Source organism: Allobosea caraganae, from assembly GCF_003351345.1.
In the GTDB taxonomy this organism is placed as follows: domain Bacteria; phylum Pseudomonadota; class Alphaproteobacteria; order Rhizobiales; family Beijerinckiaceae; genus Allobosea; species Allobosea caraganae.
Map to the genome: position 1 here is coordinate 480,924 of NZ_QQTO01000019.1, position 15,922 is coordinate 496,845.

Below are 15,922 nucleotides of genomic sequence, written 5' to 3' on the forward strand. Positions count from 1 at the left end.
AGGGTCGGCGCGGATTCGGGCCGCCTAAGCCAAAGCATTGTGAGGATATCGTGAAAAGAGATCGACGCGCAAAGATCGTTGCGACGCTCGGGCCTGCGAGCTCGGACGCCGACACCATTCGGCGCCTGTTCCATGCCGGGGTCGACGTCTTCCGGCTGAATTTCAGCCATGGCACCCATGAGGACCACCGCGCGCGCTACGACATCATCCGCGGGCTCGAGAAGGAGGCGAATTATCCGATCGCCATCCTCCAGGACCTGCAGGGGCCGAAGATCCGGCTCGGCGCGGTGCATGGCGGCAAGGTGACGCTGCCCACGGGCTCGACGATCAAGCTCGTGCTCGACAAGGCCGCGAGCGACGCGGAGCACCTGCCGCTGCCGCATCCCGAGATCTTCGAGGCGGTGCTGCCCGGCCACAACCTGCTCGTCGACGACGGCAAGGTCCGGCTCCAGGTCACCGGCTGCACCAGCGACGTGATCGAGGCGAAGGTCATCGTCGGCGGCGTGGTCAGCGACCGCAAGGGCGTCAACCTGCCCGACACCGTGCTGCAGCTCTCGCCGATCACCGAGAAGGACCGCGTCGACCTCGCCTTCGGCCTGGAACTCGGCGTCGACTGGGTCGCCTTCTCCTTCGTGCAGCGGGCTTCGGACCTGATCGAGGCGCATCAGCTCGTCGGCGGCCGCGCCGGCGTGATGTCGAAGATCGAGAAGCCCTCGGCGCTCAGCGCCATCGACGACATCATCGCGCTCTCGGACGCGGTCATGGTGGCGCGCGGCGATCTCGGCGTCGAGATCCCGACCGAGGACGTGCCGGGCGCGCAGAAGGACCTCGTCCGCCTCTGCCGCCTCGCCGGCAAGCCGGTGATCATCGCGACGCAGATGCTGGAATCGATGATCCTGACGCCGACGCCGACCCGCGCCGAAGCTTCCGACGTCGCGACCGGCATCTATGACGGTGCCGATGCGGTGATGCTTTCGGCCGAGAGCGCCTCTGGCCAGTTCCCGATCCAGGCGGTCGAGACCATGGACCGCATCATCCGCCGCACCGAGCAGCACCATTCCTACCGCCCGATCATCGAGGCGCTGAAGCCGACCATCGAGCCGATGCCGCAGCATGCGGTCGCGGCCGCGGCGGCCGAAGTCGCCGACGTGATCGGAGCGTCGGCCATCGTCGCCTATACCGAGAAGGGCACGACCGCCTATCGCATCGCCCGCCAGCGCTCGCCGGTGCCGATCCTCGGACTGACGCCACAGCTGGAGACGGCGCGCCGGCTCGCGCTGCTCTGGGGCACCTACAGCATCCAGACCGAGGAGGTCTCGGACTACTCGGAGATGGTCGACCAGGCGGTCAAGCAGGCGCTGGCGGCCGACTACGTCAAGCGCGGCGAGCAACTCGTCGTCGTCGCCGGCATTCCGTTCCGGCGCGCCGGCAGCACCAATAATCTGAGGGTGGTCGCGGTCTGAGAGCGACGATCTGAGATCGTCGATCGCTTGCGCCGCGCCGCCAGATAGGGAGAGAGACCATGTCCACCTCACCAATCCGGCACGCGGCGCATGAGGAGCGCGCCAGCGCTGCGGCCCTCTGGGTCCGCTTCACGCTCGATGACGGCGAAGGCTTCGGCATCGTGGATGGCGAGGCCATCGCCATCCACGACGGCGACATGTTCGCCGGGGCCGAGCCGACCGGCGAGACCGTCGCGCTCTCGGCGGTGACGCTGCTGCCGCCGGTGGCGCCCTCGAAGATCATCGCGCTGTGGAACAATTTTCACGCGCTCGCCAGCAAGCTCGCCGTGCCGGTGCCGCCCGAGCCGCTCTATCTGATGAAGGCGCCCTCCAGCATCGCGGCGCCGGGCGCAACGATCCCGCGGCCGGCTTCTTATGCCGGCAAAGTTGTCTATGAGGGCGAGCTCGGCATCGTCATCGGCCGGACCTGCACCGGCGTCAGCCCGGAGGAGGCCGGCGATTTCATCTTCGGCTATACCTGCGTCAACGACATCACCGCCGCCGACCTGATCGCGGCCGACCCGACCTTCGCGCAATGGGTGCGGGCCAAGAGCTTCGACGGGTTCGGGCCGTTCGGGCCGGTGGTGGCGAGCGGGATCGACCCGAGCGCGCTGACCATCCGCACCGTGCTCAACGGCCAGGAGCGGCAGAACTATCCGATCGCCGACATGATCTTCCAGCCGCACGAGCTGGTCAGCCGCATCTCGCACGACATGACCCTGCTGCCGGGCGACCTGATCTGCTGCGGCACCTCGCTCGGCGTCGGCACGATGAAGGAGCCGACGAACACGATCGAGGTGACGATCGACGGCATCGGCACGCTGTCGAATGGCTTCGTGCAGTAGGGCGGGCGCGACTGGGCGCGCGGCCCTCTTCCCTTCTCCCCCTGCGGGAGAAGGTGCCCCGGCAGGGGCGGATGAGGGGTCGCGCGACGATGGCAGTGTCGGCGGATAGCATTCTCAGTCATCGGATAGGGCAGCGCGACCCCTCATCCGGCGCTGCGCGCCACCTTCTCCCGCAGGGGGAGAAGGGAAGAGCCTGCTTGCCCGCGCCCGATCCGGCTCGCGATCGCCTATTCGAAGATGTCGGCGTGCTGGTCGACATAGGCCGCGAGGCCGAGCGTGTGGTCGCGCGACAATTGCTCGGCTGCCACGGTGTCGCGGCGCTCCAGCGCCTCGATGATGTTGAGATGGTCGACGATCGAGCGGCTGGCGCGGTCGTCGCGGCCGATGGTCATCTGCCGGATGCCGCGGACATGCAGCAGCAGGTTGTCGGTCATCTCGACCAGCAGCTGCGACCGGCTCAGGCCGATCAGCGTCTGGTGGAAGGCGAGGTTGGCCGAGGAGTACTCCGCCGCGTGGTCGGAGGGCCGATGCGCTTCGCCGAAGGCCCGAAACAGCGTGCGCAGCTCGGCGATCTCGGGGTCGGTGGCGCGCTGGATGGCGAGGCGGACCGCCATGCTCTCCAACGCCGCCCAGGCCTGGATCATCTCGACGACTTCGTTCTTGGTCTTCTTCAGCACCATGATGCCGCGGCGGGGCAGCGACTTCACGAAGCCTTCCTGTTCCAGCATGGCGACGGCCTCGCGCACCGGGGTGCGGCTGACGCCGAGCTTCTCGGAGAGCTGGCGCTCGTCGATCCAGGTCGGCTCGCGCGTGCCGTAGATATCCATGTTGATGATGGCGTGCTTCAGCGCGGCGTAAACCTTGGTCTTGAAGGTCTCTTCCGGCGCGAAGCGCTCAAGCACGAGTTTCTGCGTCACGGTTTCCGAGGAAGACGTCTGCCTTGGAGCTCTCAACGGTTGCTACTCCTGCATGCGCGGCCGGATGTCCGTGAGTCGGCGGCTCGTCGTCGCAGATGCTCTAACAGCTAGAAGGCTTCGTTTGAAATGCAGATATAGGCCAAATCGGTGGATTTTCGCGGGTTCGGGTCTAAGGCGTCAGAATTCCGCTATGCATCGGATGCATTGCACCGCCAGATTCCAGCTATTTGCCGGCTCCGGGAAGATATGACCATAGGTCATATCCGTCGCGGCCGGAAAGATGACCGCATCAATGCGAATCGCTTTTCACGGGCGCCGCGGAAGTAAAAGACGAGGCGGCGCCTCAGAACGACCATTCGATCTCGGCGCAGCGCTTCTTGATCGCCGGCTCGCCGCTGAGCACCTCGACCAGAGTCTTGCCGAGCCGGGCAGGCGAGGGCGAGACCCGGATGCCGGCGGCTTCCATCGCCGCGATCTTGTCTTCCGCGCCGCCCTTGCCGCCCGAGATGATCGCGCCGGCATGGCCCATGCGGCGGCCGGGAGGGGCGGTACGGCCGGCGATGAAACCGACCATCGGCTTGGAGCGGCCACGCCTGGCTTCGTCGCGAAGGAACTGCGCCGCGTCCTCCTCGGCCGAGCCGCCGATCTCGCCGATCATCACGATCGATTCCGTCCAGGGATCGGCGAGGAAGAGTTCGAGCACCTCGATGAACTCGGTGCCCTTGACCGGATCGCCGCCGATGCCGACCGCGGTGGTCTGGCCGAGACCCTCGCGCGTGGTCTGGAACACCGCCTCATAGGTCAGCGTGCCCGAGCGCGAGACGATGCCGACCGAGCCCTTCTTGAAGATGTTGGCGGGCATGATGCCGATCTTGCTCTCGCCGGCCGTGACGATGCCGGGGCAGTTCGGTCCGACGAGGCGCGATTTCGAGCCGGTCAGCATGCGCTTGACCTTGACCATGTCCATCACCGGGATGCCCTCGGTGATGCAGACGATCAGGGGAATCCCGGCATCGATCGCCTCGCAGATCGCGTCCGCCGCGCCCGGCGGCGGGACGTAGACGACGGAGGCATCGGCTCCCGTCTTGGCCTTCGCCTCGGCGACCGTGTTGAAGACCGGCAGGTCGAGATGGGTCTGGCCGCCCTTGCCGGGGGCGACGCCGCCGACCATGCGGGTGCCGTAGGCGACGGCCTGCTCGGAATGGAAGGTGCCGTTCTTGCCGGTGAAGCCCTGGCAGATGACCCGGGTCGTCTTGTCGATCAGGATAGCCATGTCGTTTCCCCTCAACCCTTGCGCACGGCAGCTACGATCTTCTGGGCGGCATCGTCGAGATCGTCGGCAGGAATGACGTTCAGGCCGGAGGATCTGATGATCTCCTTGCCCTCTTCGACATTGGTGCCTTCGAGCCGCACGACCAGCGGAACCTGAAGCCCGACCGCCTTCACCGCGGCGATGACGCCACGCGCGATGACGTCGCACTTCATGATGCCGCCGAAGATGTTGACCAGGATGCCCTTCACCTTCGGGTCGGCGGTGATGATCTTGAACGCCGCCGTCACCTTCTCTTCGGTGGCGCCGCCGCCGACGTCGAGGAAGTTCGCCGGGCTTTCGCCATAGAGCTGGATGATGTCGAGGGTGGCCATGGCGAGGCCGGCGCCGTTGACCATGCAGCCGATCGTGCCGTCGAGCGCGATATAGGCGAGGTCGTACTTCGAGGCCTCGATCTCCTTGGCGTCCTCCTCGGTCTCGTCACGCAGGTTGAAGAGCTCGGGGTGCCGGTAGAGGGCGTTGTCGTCGAAGGAGATCTTGGCGTCGAGGCAGCGCAGCCGGCCGTCCTTGGTGGTGATCAGCGGGTTGATCTCCAGCATCGCCATGTCCTTGGCGGTGAAGGCGGCGTAGAGCTTGGTCACCAGCGCCTCGGTCTGCTTGGCGAGATCGCCGGAGAGGCCGAGCGCTTCGGCCACAGTGCGGCCGTGCAGCGGCATGATGCCGGTGGCGGGGTCGATGGAGAAGGTCTTGATCTTCTCCGGCGTGTCGTGGGCGACGTCCTCGATGTTCATGCCGCCTTCGGTCGAGACGACGAAGGCGATGCGCGAGGTCTCGCGGTCGACCAGCATCGAGAGGTAGAACTCGCGGTCGATCGCCGAGCCGTCCTCGATATAGAGCCGGTTGACCTGCTTGCCGGCCGGGCCGGTCTGCACGGTCACCAGCGTATGGCCGAGCATCTGGCGCACGAAGGCGGTGGCCTCGTCGACCGACTTCGCTAGGCGCACGCCGCCCTTCTCGCCGGCCTCGGCCTCCTTGAAGCTGCCCTTGCCACGACCGCCGGCATGGATCTGCGACTTCACCACCCAGACCGGGCCGCGCAGCTGCCTGGCGGCGGCCTCGGCATCCTCGGCCTTGAGCACGGGGTAGCCATCGGGAACCGGCACGCCGAATTCCCGGAGCAGTCCCTTCGCTTGGTATTCGTGGATGTTCATCGCAATCTCTCTCGGGGTTCGGGGAGAGCGGCCGGGGCGTTCTGCGGCGCCGGCCATTCGGTGCGGATCAGGGATGGTGTCGGCCGGCGGATGCGGCGAGACGGCAGACGGAGTCGGCGCGTCGATGCGCCAGCCGGCCGCGAGCGCATGCTCAGGCGGGGCTTGCGTGCCTGCCCGCGCCAGGGCCTGGAAATGCACGGATTGCCGCCCTGCGGGCAGCGAATTGACAGATATCTGGAGCCGGTCGGACCATGCTCAATTTCCTCCCGTGGAAATCGACGCCCCTGATTTTCCCGCTGCGCCGTTGGCCGGCGCATGCATCTGGAGCGATGTTGGTATTTGGCATGCCAACCCTTCGCCCTGTCAAGCGAAAGATTGGAACTGGAGAATTTTAGTAGGCCATTCCTATTGGAGAGCTTCGGCGCAGGATTGCCAATGGGCAGGCCGGGCAATTTTCTCCACCCGGCGCGGGCGCAGGACCTGCTTGCGCCCCCTGGCAGGGGAGTCGTCCGGCGGGTGCGCCCCATAAAAAAGGGGCGGAGCCTCGTTGCCGAGGGCCCCGCCCCAAGTCGCTCTCGAGGAGGTCGAGGAGCGTCTGGGAAACTCTATTCGGCTGCGGCCCGGGTCAGGGCGCCGGTGGCGCCGGATTCCGTGACCGCGGCGATGCGGCGTTCGTCGAATTTCAGTACGTCGCGCAGGATCTCGTCGGTGTGCTCGCCGAGCAGGGGCGAGCGCGTCACCACGGTCGGGCTGTCGGAGAGCTTGATCGGGTTGCCGACCGAGAGGTACTTGCCGCGCACGGGATGATCGACCTCGACCACCGTGCCGGTCTCGCGCAGCGACTTCTCCTCGGCGATCTCCTTCATCGAGAGGATCGGCCCGCAGGGGATGTCGTACTCGTTGAGGATGTCCATGGCTTCGAACTTGGTCTTGGTCATGGTCCATTGCTCGACCCGCGCGAAGATCTCGTTCAGGCGCGGCAGGCGGGCGAGCGGCTTGGCGTAGTTCGGGTCGGTCTTCCAGCCCGGCTCGCCGATGATGTCGCAGATCTTCTCCCAGACCGGGGCCTGGGTGATGAAGTAGAGATAGGCGTTGGGGTCGGTCTCCCAGCCCTTGCACTTGACGATGCGGCCGGGCTGGCCGCCACCGGAATCGTTGCCGGCGCGCGGCACGGCGTCGTCGAACGGAATGCCCTCGCCATACTGGCTGTATTCCTTCATCGGCCCGCGCTCGAGCCGCTGCTGGTCGCGCAGCTTGACGCGGCAGAGGTTGAGCACGCCGTCCTGCATGGCGCAGTCGACCTTCTGGCCGAGGCCGGAATGGGTGCGGTGGTAGAGCGCCGTGACGATGCCGAGCGCCAGGTGCAGCCCGGTGCCGGAATCGCCGATCTGCGCGCCGGTGACCATCGGCAGCCCGTCGCGGAAGCCGGTGGTCGAGGCGGAGCCGCCGGCGCATTGCGCGACGTTCTCGTAGACCTTGCAGTCCTCATAGGGGCCGGGGCCGAAGCCCTTGACCGAGGCGACGATCAGGCGCGGGTTGACCGCGTGGATCTTGTCCCAGGTCAGGCCCATGCGGTCGAGCACGCCGGGGGCGAAGTTCTCGACCAGCACGTCGCAGATCTTCACCATCTCCCAGAGCACTTCCATGCCCTTGGGGTTCTTGGTGTCGAGCGTGATCGAGCGCTTGTTGTGGTTCAGCATCGTGAAGTAGAGGCTGTCCGCATCCGGCACGTCGCAGAGCTGGCTGCGCGTGATGTCGCCCGTGCCCGGGCGCTCGACCTTGATCACGTCTGCGCCGAACCAGGCCAGCAACTGCGTGCAGGTCGGTCCCGACTGGACATGGGTGAAGTCCAGAACCTTGACGCCTTCGAGCGCTTTCATAGGTCCCCTCCCTTGTTCTTCTCGCTAGCGCCGGCCGCCTTCAGATGGAATCGCGCAGCGCTTCCATCTGAAGGTCGAATCCGCCTCTCATCAGCAGTTAGAGCAGGATTCATGCGAAAACCGGTTTCCACTTTTCGCATCCTGCCCTGGCGACGTCCGTCCCCTTATTTTTTGCGGACGACGCTCTGCGGGTTGAGGTTGCCGATGCGGCCGCTCTCGGTGCCGGCGGACGGGTCGATCACGGCGTTGATGAGGGTCGGCTTGCCCGAATCCATCGCCTCGTCGACGGCGCGCTTCAGCTCGTCGGGGGTCGTGACGTTGACGCCGACGCCGCCGAAGGCCTCCATCATCTTGTCGTAGCGCGAGTCCTTGACGAAGACGGTGGTGGCGACGTCGCCGCCGTTCGGATTGACGTCGGTGCCGCGGTAGATGCCGTTATTGTTGAAGATGACGATGCAGACCGGCAGGTTGTACCGGCAGATCGTCTCGACCTCCATGCCGGAGAAGCCGAAGGCCGAATCGCCCTCGACCGCGAGCACCGGCTTGCCGGTCTCGATCGCGGCGGCGACGGCGAAGCCCATGCCGATGCCCATGACGCCCCAGGTGCCGACGTCCAGGCGCTTGCGCGGCTGGTACATGTCGATGATGCCGCGGGCGAGGTCGAGCGTGTTGGCGCCCTCGTTGACCAGGATCGCGTCCGGCCGCTCCTTGATGACCGTGCGCAGCGCGCCGAGCGCGCCGTGGAAGTCCATCGGAGCGGTGTTCTTCATCAGGCGCGGCGCCATCTTGGCGATGTTCTCGTCGCGCTTGGCGTTGACGGTCGCGACCCAGTCGGCCGGCGGGGCCTGCCACTTGCTGCCCATGCCCTCAAGGAGAGCGGAGACGCAGGAGCCGATATCGCCGACCAGCGGGGCGACGATCTCGACGTTGGAGTCCATCTCCTTGGGCTCGATGTCGATCTGGATGAACTGCTTGGGGGCGTCGCCCCAGGTCTTGCCCTTGCCGTGCGAGAGCAGCCAGTTGAGGCGGGCGCCGACCAGCATGACGACGTCCGAATCCTTCAGCACGGTCGAGCGCGCGGCGCCGGCCGATTGCGGATGGGTGTCGGGCAGCAGGCCCTTGGCCATGCTCATCTGCAGGAACGGGATGCCGCTCGTCTCGACCAGCGCGCGGATATCGTCATCGGCCTGCGCGTAGGCCGCGCCCTTGCCGAAGATGATCAGCGGGCGCTTGGCGCCCTTCAGCACGTCGAGCGCGCGTTTGACCGCGGACGGGGCGGGGATCTGGGCCGGAGCGGCGTCGATGACCTTGACCAGCGACTTCTCGCCGGCCTCGGCATCCATCACCTGCGAGAACAGCTTGGCCGGCAGGTCGAGATAGACGCCGCCGGGGCGGCCGGAGACGGCGGCGCGAATCGCGCGGGCCACGGCGATGCCGATATCGGCGGCGTGCAGCACGCGGAAGGCGGCCTTGCAGAGCGGCTTGGCGATGGCGAGCTGGTCCATCTCCTCATAGTCGCCCTGCTGCAGGTCGACGATCTCGCGCTCGGAGGAGCCGGAGATCAGGATCATCGGGAAGCAGTTGGTCGTGGCGTTGGCGAGCGCGGTGAGGCCGTTGAGGAAGCCGGGCGCCGAGACGGTCAGGCAGATGCCGGGCGCCTTGGTCAGGAAGCCGGCAATCGCGGCGGCGTTGCCGGCGTTCTGCTCGTGGCGGAACGAGATGACGCGGATGCCCTCGGCCTGGGCCATGCGGCCGAAATCCGTGATCGGGATGCCGGGCACGCCATAGATCGTCTTGACGCCATTGAGCTTGAGCGCGTCGATGACGAGGTGAAAGCCGTCCGTGAGCTCGCGCTCGGCGTCGACGGCATTTCCGGTGATGCTTTGAACTACGGCGGACATTCCGCTCCCTCCCTCAAAATCGTTCTTGAAGCTGGTTGTTTCTTGGGTCGTGTTGCTTTGGGTCGCGTCGCTACTGGTGATGGCTTGATTCAGGCGAGCTGGACGAATTGCTCGACATGATCCCGGAGTTTGAGCGTGTGCTCGCGTACGAGCCGCTCGGCACGCTCGCCGTTGCGCGCTTCCAGCGCCTCGACGATTTCCTTGTGGTCGATGATCGAGCGGCGGGCCCGGTCCTTCTCGAAGATCGTGCGCTGCCGAATCGCGCGCACATGCGTGAACAGGCCATGCGTGATGTCGCTGATCAGCCTGCAGCCGGAGAGCGCGATGATGGCGGCGTGGAAACGGATGTTGGCGTCCGAATACTCGCCCATATGGGCGTCGAGATCGGCGCTGTCGAAGGTGTCGACGAGCTTGTGCAGGCTGGCGATCTCGTCATCCGAGGCGACCTGGGTGACCAGGCGCGCGGCCATGCTCTCGAGCGCGGCCCAGACCGTGATCATCTCGATGACCTCGGCCTTGGTCTTGCGCACGATGAAGATGCCGCGGCGCGGCGCGATTCGGACCAGGCCTTCCTGCTCGAGCTGGGCGAGGGCCTCGCGCAGCGGCGTGCGGCTCACGCCGAACTGGAGCGACAGGGCGCGCTCGTCGAGCCGCAATTCGGCGCCGGCGTCATAGATCTTCATCGTGCCGATCGCGACCTTCAGAGCGTCGTAGGTACGGCTCTTGAGGCTCTGGACCTCCTCGATCGGCTGAATGTCTAAGCGCGCTCTGGCCATTGCGAGCCCGGTTCCCCTGCTTGGTATTTTTGACCGCATGGGCGCAGCGTGCATCCCATCTCGGTGGTTTCTGGCATACCATATAACGAAACAAACGACACGCGCAATGGGCATTTTACTGCAATAAAATTGCTGCGACGCACCCTTAAATGGCATATTGCATGCCAGAGAGTTTCATCCTAGGCTAACTCGAATAAGGCCAGTCGGTTCCGCGTTTCGGCTACGCGCGGTCCCAGAACATGACCAATTTTGGGGATACAAGCGCCATGGAAGAACTGAATGCCCTCTTTGGCGGCTTTGCCGTCGCGCTGAGCGCCTATCACATCCTGTTGATGGTGATCGGCATCACGCTCGGCGTCATCATCGGCGTGTTGCCGGGCCTGGGTGGCGCCAACGGTGTCGCCATTCTTCTGCCGCTGACATTCACGATGCCGCCGACCTCGGCGATCATTCTTCTCACCAGCATCTACTGGGGCGCGCTGTTCGGCGGCGCCATCACCTCGATCCTGTTCAACATCCCGGGCGAGCCCTGGTCGGTCGCGACGACGTTCGACGGCCACCCGATGGCGCAGAACGGCAAGGCCGACGAGGCGCTGGTCGGCGCCTTCACCTCGTCCTTCATCGGCGCGATCTTCGCTGTGGCCCTGATCACGTTCCTGGCGCCGGTGGTCGCCAAATTCGCCTTGAAATTCGGTCCAGCCGAGTTCTTCGCGGTGCAGTTCCTCACCTTCGCCAGCTTCATCGGCATGGGGCGCGGCTCGGCGATGAAGACGGTCGCCTCGATGTGCCTGGGCTTCGCGCTGGCTTCGGTCGGCCTCGACAACGTCACCGGCACGCTGCGCATGACCTTTGGCCAGGACGAGCTGCTGAACGGCTTCAAGTTCCTCGTCGCGGTCATCGGCCTGTTCGGCATCGGCGAGATCCTGTCCTCGATGGAGGATGGCCTGAAGTTCAACGGCGCCACCGCCAAGCTGCGCATGGATGCGGTCATCCGCACCTGGAAGCAGCTGCCGCGGATGTGGATGACCTTCATCCGCAGCTGCATCGTCGGCTGCTGGATGGGCATCACGCCGGGCGGCGCGACGCCAGCCTCCTTCATGGGCTACGGCATCGCCAAGCGCCTTTCCAAGCGCGGCGACAATTTCGGCAAGGGCGAGCTCGAAGGCGTGGTCGCGCCGGAGACCGCCGCCCATGCCGCCGGCACCGCCGCGCTGCTGCCGATGCTGACGCTCGGCATTCCCGGCTCGCCGACCGCGGCGGTCCTGCTCGGCGGCCTGCTGATCTGGGGCCTGCAGCCTGGGCCGTTGCTCTTCGTCGAGCAGAAGGACTTCGTCTGGGGCCTGATCGCCTCGATGTATCTCGGCAACGTCGTCGGCCTGATCATGGTGCTGACCTGCGTGCCGCTCTTCGCCGCGATCCTGCGGGTGCCGTTCTCGATCATCGCGCCGGCCATCGTCTTCGTCTGCGCCATCGGCGCCTACACCGTGAACAACGCAATGTTCGACGTCTGGATGATGCTGGTCTTCGGCATCATGGGCTACCTGTTCAACAAGCTGCGCTACCCGCTGCCGCCGCTGGTCCTGGCGCTGGTGCTGGGCGACCAGGCCGAGAGCTCCTTCCGGCAGGCGATGCTGGTCTCGCAGGGCAATGTCGGCATCTTCTGGTCGAACTGGCTCTGCGGCGGCATCATGACCCTTGGCGTCGTGATGGCCTTCTGGCCGGCCCTGCAGGCCCTGCGCAACAAGTTCGCGGGAAACGGCGCGGTCGCCCGGGCGGCGTGACGCCGGGCGGCAAGTGATATGGCCGCGCCGTTCGCGCGGCCATTGACGACGGCAAGTCGTCCAAAAACGTCCTCATGGGAGGGGACGCCTAAAACCAAAAACAGACTTCATGACTGCCAACCGCGGCAACAAGCCGCCACCAAGGAGAAGCATGATGATCCGGAGGGGAACGTTTAAGGCCACGGGCATTGCGGGGGTTCTGGCGGCAAGCGCCGGCCTGGCCTCGCCGGCCCTGGCGCAAGGGTGGGAGCCAGTGAAGCCGGTGACCTTGGTCATTCCGGCTGGCACGGGCGGCGGCGCCGACCAGATGGCGCGCTTCGTTCAGGGTGTGGTGCAGAAGCACAACCTGATGAAGCAGCCGCTGATCGTCATCAACAAAGGCGGCGGCGCCGGCGCCGAAGGCTTCCTGGAGATGAAGGCCAGCGCCAACGACCCGCACAAGATCGCGATCACGCTGTCGAACCTGTTCACGACGCCGCTCGGCACGGGCTCGCCGTTCAACTGGAAGGACATGAAGCCGGTCTCGATGCTGGCGCTCGACCAGTTCGTGCTCTGGGTGAACGTCGAGAAGCCCTACAAGACCGCGAAGGAGTATGTCGACGCGGTGAAGGCCGGCGAAGACCGCCAGTTCAAGATGGGCGGCACCGGCTCGAAGCAGGAAGACCAGATCGTCACGGCGGCGATCGAGCAGCAGACGGGCGGCAAGAAGTTCACCTACGTACCTTATGCCGGCGGCGGCCAGGTCGCGGTGCAGCTCGTCGGCAACCACGTCGATTCGACCGTCAACAACCCGATCGAGGCCGTCGGGCAATGGCGCGCCGCGCAGCTTCGCCCGCTCTGCATCTTCGATGCGCAGCGCTCGACCTACACCCAGAAGGTCACCGACAAGGAAGCCTGGAGCGACATCCCGACCTGCAAGGAATCAGGCCTGCCGGTCGAATACCAGATGCTGCGCGGCATCTTCACCACGAAGAACGCCACGCCGGCGCAGGTGAACTACTATGTCGAGCTGTTCAAGAAGGTGATGGCGACGCCGGACTGGAAGGAGTTCATGGAGAAGGGCGCCTTCAACCAGACCTCCATGAGCGGCGCCGACTTCGACAAGTGGCTGGTCAGCGCCGAGGCGCTGCATGCCGACCTGATGAAGAAGGCCGGCTTCCTCGCGACGCAGTGAGCGCGAAGCGAGTCTGACCGAACCGGATCGCGAGCGGGCCTCAGCCCCTCGCGATCCGTCTTCCCCCCAAATTGCAGCGCTGGCGCGGGGACACGCGAGATCCAGCGAGGAGCACTAAAATGAGCAGCAACGAAGAAGCCGAAGGCCGGCCGCTCGTCAGCTACCGCACGCTCGATATCGCGGTCACGTTCTTCTTCCTGATCGTCTGCGCGATCGTGACGGTCGACAGCGTGCGCCTCGGCATCGCCTGGAAGCCGAATGAAGGGCCGATGCCCGGCCTGTTCCCGTTCTACATGGTCCTGGCGATGGGGATCGCGAGCCTGTTCAACCTCTGGCGCGCGCTGCCGCAGAGCGAGGAAGGCTCGGAGACGGCCGTGACCTCCGTCGGGCTTGGCCGTATGGCGGCGATCTTCGTCCCCGCCGTGATCTTCGTGCTGGCGACCAATTATATCGGCATCTACGTCTCGGCCACGATCTATATCGGCGCCTTCATGATCTTCTTCGGCAAGTTCCCGATCTGGAAGGCGGCTGCGGTCTCGCTCGGCATCGCGATCGTCAACTTCATGATGTTCGAGGTCTGGTTCCTGGTGCCGCTGCCGAAGGGCCCGCTTGAGGCCGCGCTCGGCTATTGAGGCACCCACTCGTTTGATGCGGGGAGAGGCCGCGACCGAAAGGTCGCGGCCTTTTCCATGGGCGTCGTCCCGTGCGCGCTGCGGCGCACAGTGCCGCTGCGCAGGCACGGGACCGTGTGCCGGAAAGGCGTCTTGTTCCGAACGGCCCCGGAAAGGATGCTCTATCCTGAGGACGGTCCCGCATCTGCGCCGCAGCATTGCATGCTGCGGCGCAGATGCGGGATGACACGCGGCATCAGCGGGCTGCGGCGCGAGTGCCGCGGCCCGCCGTCGTCAGACATCCCTCACAGGATGAAGTCGTTCGCCGTCAGGGTGACGAGGCCGGTCAGCTCGATCTGGAAGTCGGATTGCGAGTCGCCATCGACATCCCCGCTTATCAAGGTCCAGTCCTCGTCGGTGCCGAACCAGTCTATCTGGGTCCAGATGAGCTCACCCGCGGCGCCGCTGAAAGCGGGGGTCGCGGCGATGAAGGTGAAGGCCTGGTCGCCGCCGACAAGCGTATTGGCGTCGATGCTGGCAAGGTCGATCTTGTCGGGCGTGCCGAACAGGCGCAGGTCCGTGATGACGTTGCGGGTGGCCGCGCTGTTGCCCATCTCGCTGAGCTTATTGAAGTCGAAGCGGTCGGCTCCGAGGCCACCGCTGAAGACGTCCTTGCCCTCGCTGTCGGTGAGCTTGTCGTCGCCGTCGCCGCCGTTCATCCGGTCGTTGCCGGCGCCGGCGAAGAGCTGGTCGTTGCCCTCGTCGCCGTTGAGGATGTCGTCCCCATTTCCGCCGTTGAGGCTGTCATTGCCGATGCCGCCGTCGAGCGTGTCGTCGCCGATGCCGCCATCGATGGTGTCGTCGCCATAGCCGCCTTGCAGCCAGTCATTGCCGCCATTGCCAAGGATGGTGTCGTTGCCGAAACCGCCCTGCACCACGTTGCGCGAGCCGTTGCCGACGATGTGGTCGGCGAAAGACGTGCCGTTGATATCCTCGACATTGGAGAGCTTGTCGATGTTGCCGTAGCTGTCATAGGCCGAGTAGGGGCCTAGCTCGGTGATGGCGATGCCCGGCACGTTCAGGTTCCGCAGCGTGTCGCCGGTCAGGTTGACCACGATGCCGTGCCCGCCCTTCTCCGAGCTGTAGTCGACCAGGTCCTGGCCGGCGCGGCCATTGATCAGGTCGGCGCCGTCCATGCCCTCGAAGACATTGTCCTGGCCGTCGCCGAGCAGGTCGTCGCCAAGGTTGGTGCCGCGCACGCCCTCGATGTTCTGGAAGCTGTCGGTGTCGCCATGGGTGTCGGTCGCCGTTCCCTGCGCGAGGTCGACCCTCACCCTGCCGTTCCCGCCATCGATCAGGTAGGACACCATGTCGATGCCGAAGCCGCCGATGAAGGTGTCGTCGCCGCCCGCGCCGGTATAGGTGTAGCGGCCGGTCTCGCTCGGGTTGAGGCTGCTTGCGCCCCGGAAGAGGTCGTCCCTGTCGGTGCCCCTGAACTCCTCGATGCTCCTGACCTGATCGAGAAAGCCCCAGGCGTCCCTGACGAAGCCCGCGGTCAAATCGACCTCGATGCCGTTATTCGGCACCTCGTAGATATAGTCGAGCAGATCGCTGCCGAAGAGGCCGTAGAACGAGTCCGCGCCGATGCCGGGGCGGAAATAGTCGTCCCCTTCCTCGCCCCCGACCACGAGCGGTTCGGCGAACATGAAGTTCGCCAAAAGCACATTATAGACGAAGTCGTGAAAGCCGGTGTCGAGGAAGTCGAGAAGCGCTTGGAACACTTCCGCTCTCGGCGGGGAGATGAAGTCGTACTCGTAAAGGACCGTCTCGTTCTGGTGCAGCAGCGTGAAGCTGGTGATGGTGCCGCCGGAGAGCGTGCGGGCGTCGCCGACGACGAGGTCTACGCCCTGGAAGATCAGGACCAGGCTGTCATCTTCCTTGCCGAAGATCAGAAAGTCCGTGGGGGTATTGAACGGTTCGTCAAAGGTGCCGATTTGAAGAACTTGCTGAAGCAAGGGCGGCCAATTTTCAAATTTCGTTCTGAACTGTGCCAC

General features: G+C 65.5%; 12 protein-coding genes. 5 read left to right on the plus strand and 7 right to left on the minus strand.

Features of this window, described 5'->3' with window-relative positions; genetic code table 11:
- Window positions 1–50 precede the first annotated feature (50 nt).
- Window positions 51–1,463 (plus strand): pyruvate kinase, encoded by a 1,413-nt coding sequence (gene pyk, locus DWF00_RS10420; RefSeq protein WP_114827506.1) that lies wholly within the window; start codon window positions 51–53, stop codon window positions 1,461–1,463.
- Between the two features lie 59 nt (window positions 1,464–1,522).
- Window positions 1,523–2,347, plus strand: a complete 825-nt coding sequence (locus DWF00_RS10425; protein ID WP_114827507.1) for a fumarylacetoacetate hydrolase family protein — start codon at window positions 1,523–1,525, stop codon at window positions 2,345–2,347.
- 227 nt (window positions 2,348–2,574) lie between these two features.
- On the opposite strand, the gene DWF00_RS10430 is transcribed toward DWF00_RS10425, so the two are convergent.
- The 6 genes from DWF00_RS10430 to DWF00_RS10455 all read right to left on the minus strand — a co-directional run bounded on the left by DWF00_RS10430 (window position 2,575) and on the right by DWF00_RS10455 (window position 10,302).
- A complete protein-coding gene (locus DWF00_RS10430) occupies window positions 2,575–3,264 on the minus strand; it encodes a GntR family transcriptional regulator (RefSeq protein ID WP_245973825.1) in 690 nt (229 codons plus the stop codon).
- Window positions 3,265–3,607: 343 nt separating this feature from the next.
- The gene (gene sucD, locus DWF00_RS10435; RefSeq protein WP_114827509.1) at window positions 3,608–4,537 is read right to left on the minus strand and encodes a succinate--CoA ligase subunit alpha; all 930 of its coding nucleotides are present in this window, start codon (window positions 4,535–4,537) and stop codon (window positions 3,608–3,610) included.
- Between the two features lie 11 nt (window positions 4,538–4,548).
- Window positions 4,549–5,745, minus strand: a complete 1,197-nt coding sequence (gene sucC / locus DWF00_RS10440) for an ADP-forming succinate--CoA ligase subunit beta (protein ID WP_114827510.1) — start codon at window positions 5,743–5,745, stop codon at window positions 4,549–4,551.
- Between the two features lie 605 nt (window positions 5,746–6,350).
- Window positions 6,351–7,625 (minus strand): formyl-CoA transferase, encoded by a 1,275-nt coding sequence (gene frc, locus DWF00_RS10445; protein ID WP_114827511.1) that lies wholly within the window; start codon window positions 7,623–7,625, stop codon window positions 6,351–6,353.
- A 164-nt stretch (window positions 7,626–7,789) separates the two neighbouring features.
- The gene (oxc, locus tag DWF00_RS10450) at window positions 7,790–9,526 is read right to left on the minus strand and encodes an oxalyl-CoA decarboxylase (RefSeq protein WP_114827512.1); all 1,737 of its coding nucleotides are present in this window, start codon (window positions 9,524–9,526) and stop codon (window positions 7,790–7,792) included.
- 89 nt (window positions 9,527–9,615) lie between these two features.
- Window positions 9,616–10,302, minus strand: a complete 687-nt coding sequence (locus DWF00_RS10455) for a GntR family transcriptional regulator (protein WP_114827513.1) — start codon at window positions 10,300–10,302, stop codon at window positions 9,616–9,618.
- Between the two features lie 266 nt (window positions 10,303–10,568).
- Between DWF00_RS10455 and DWF00_RS10460 the strand changes: the two genes are divergently transcribed.
- The 3 genes from DWF00_RS10460 (at window position 10,569) to DWF00_RS10470 (ending at window position 13,889) form a co-directional block, all read left to right on the plus strand.
- Window positions 10,569–12,083 (plus strand): tripartite tricarboxylate transporter permease, encoded by a 1,515-nt coding sequence (locus DWF00_RS10460; protein WP_114827514.1) that lies wholly within the window; start codon window positions 10,569–10,571, stop codon window positions 12,081–12,083.
- A gap of 151 nt (window positions 12,084–12,234) precedes the next feature.
- On the plus strand, window positions 12,235–13,257 hold the full coding sequence (locus DWF00_RS10465) for a Bug family tripartite tricarboxylate transporter substrate binding protein (RefSeq protein ID WP_425453089.1): 1,023 nt from the start codon (window positions 12,235–12,237) through the stop codon (window positions 13,255–13,257).
- A gap of 119 nt (window positions 13,258–13,376) precedes the next feature.
- Window positions 13,377–13,889, plus strand: a complete 513-nt coding sequence (locus DWF00_RS10470) for a tripartite tricarboxylate transporter TctB family protein (protein WP_114827515.1) — start codon at window positions 13,377–13,379, stop codon at window positions 13,887–13,889.
- A gap of 284 nt (window positions 13,890–14,173) precedes the next feature.
- Here DWF00_RS10470 and DWF00_RS10475 read toward each other — a convergent pair whose 3' ends face one another.
- Window positions 14,174–15,883, minus strand: a complete 1,710-nt coding sequence (locus DWF00_RS10475; RefSeq protein ID WP_114827516.1) for a calcium-binding protein — start codon at window positions 15,881–15,883, stop codon at window positions 14,174–14,176.
- Window positions 15,884–15,922: the final 39 nt, after the last annotated feature.

Bases quoted from the DNA above. Each gene is read 5' to 3' on its own strand.
- DWF00_RS10425 (WP_114827507.1), top strand. From the start codon at position 1,523: ATGTCCACCTCACCAATCCGGCACGCGGCGCATGAGGAGCGCGCCAGC.
- sucD (WP_114827509.1), bottom strand. From the start codon at position 4,537: ATGGCTATCCTGATCGACAAGACGACCCGGGTCATCTGCCAGGGCTTC.
- sucC (WP_114827510.1), bottom strand. From the start codon at position 5,745: ATGAACATCCACGAATACCAAGCGAAGGGACTGCTCCGGGAATTCGGC.
- frc (WP_114827511.1), bottom strand. From the start codon at position 7,625: ATGAAAGCGCTCGAAGGCGTCAAGGTTCTGGACTTCACCCATGTCCAG.
- oxc (WP_114827512.1), bottom strand. From the start codon at position 9,526: ATGTCCGCCGTAGTTCAAAGCATCACCGGAAATGCCGTCGACGCCGAG.
- DWF00_RS10455 (WP_114827513.1), bottom strand. From the start codon at position 10,302: ATGGCCAGAGCGCGCTTAGACATTCAGCCGATCGAGGAGGTCCAGAGC.
- DWF00_RS10460 (WP_114827514.1), top strand. From the start codon at position 10,569: ATGGAAGAACTGAATGCCCTCTTTGGCGGCTTTGCCGTCGCGCTGAGC.
- DWF00_RS10465 (WP_425453089.1), top strand. From the start codon at position 12,235: ATGATGATCCGGAGGGGAACGTTTAAGGCCACGGGCATTGCGGGGGTT.
- DWF00_RS10470 (WP_114827515.1), top strand. From the start codon at position 13,377: ATGAGCAGCAACGAAGAAGCCGAAGGCCGGCCGCTCGTCAGCTACCGC.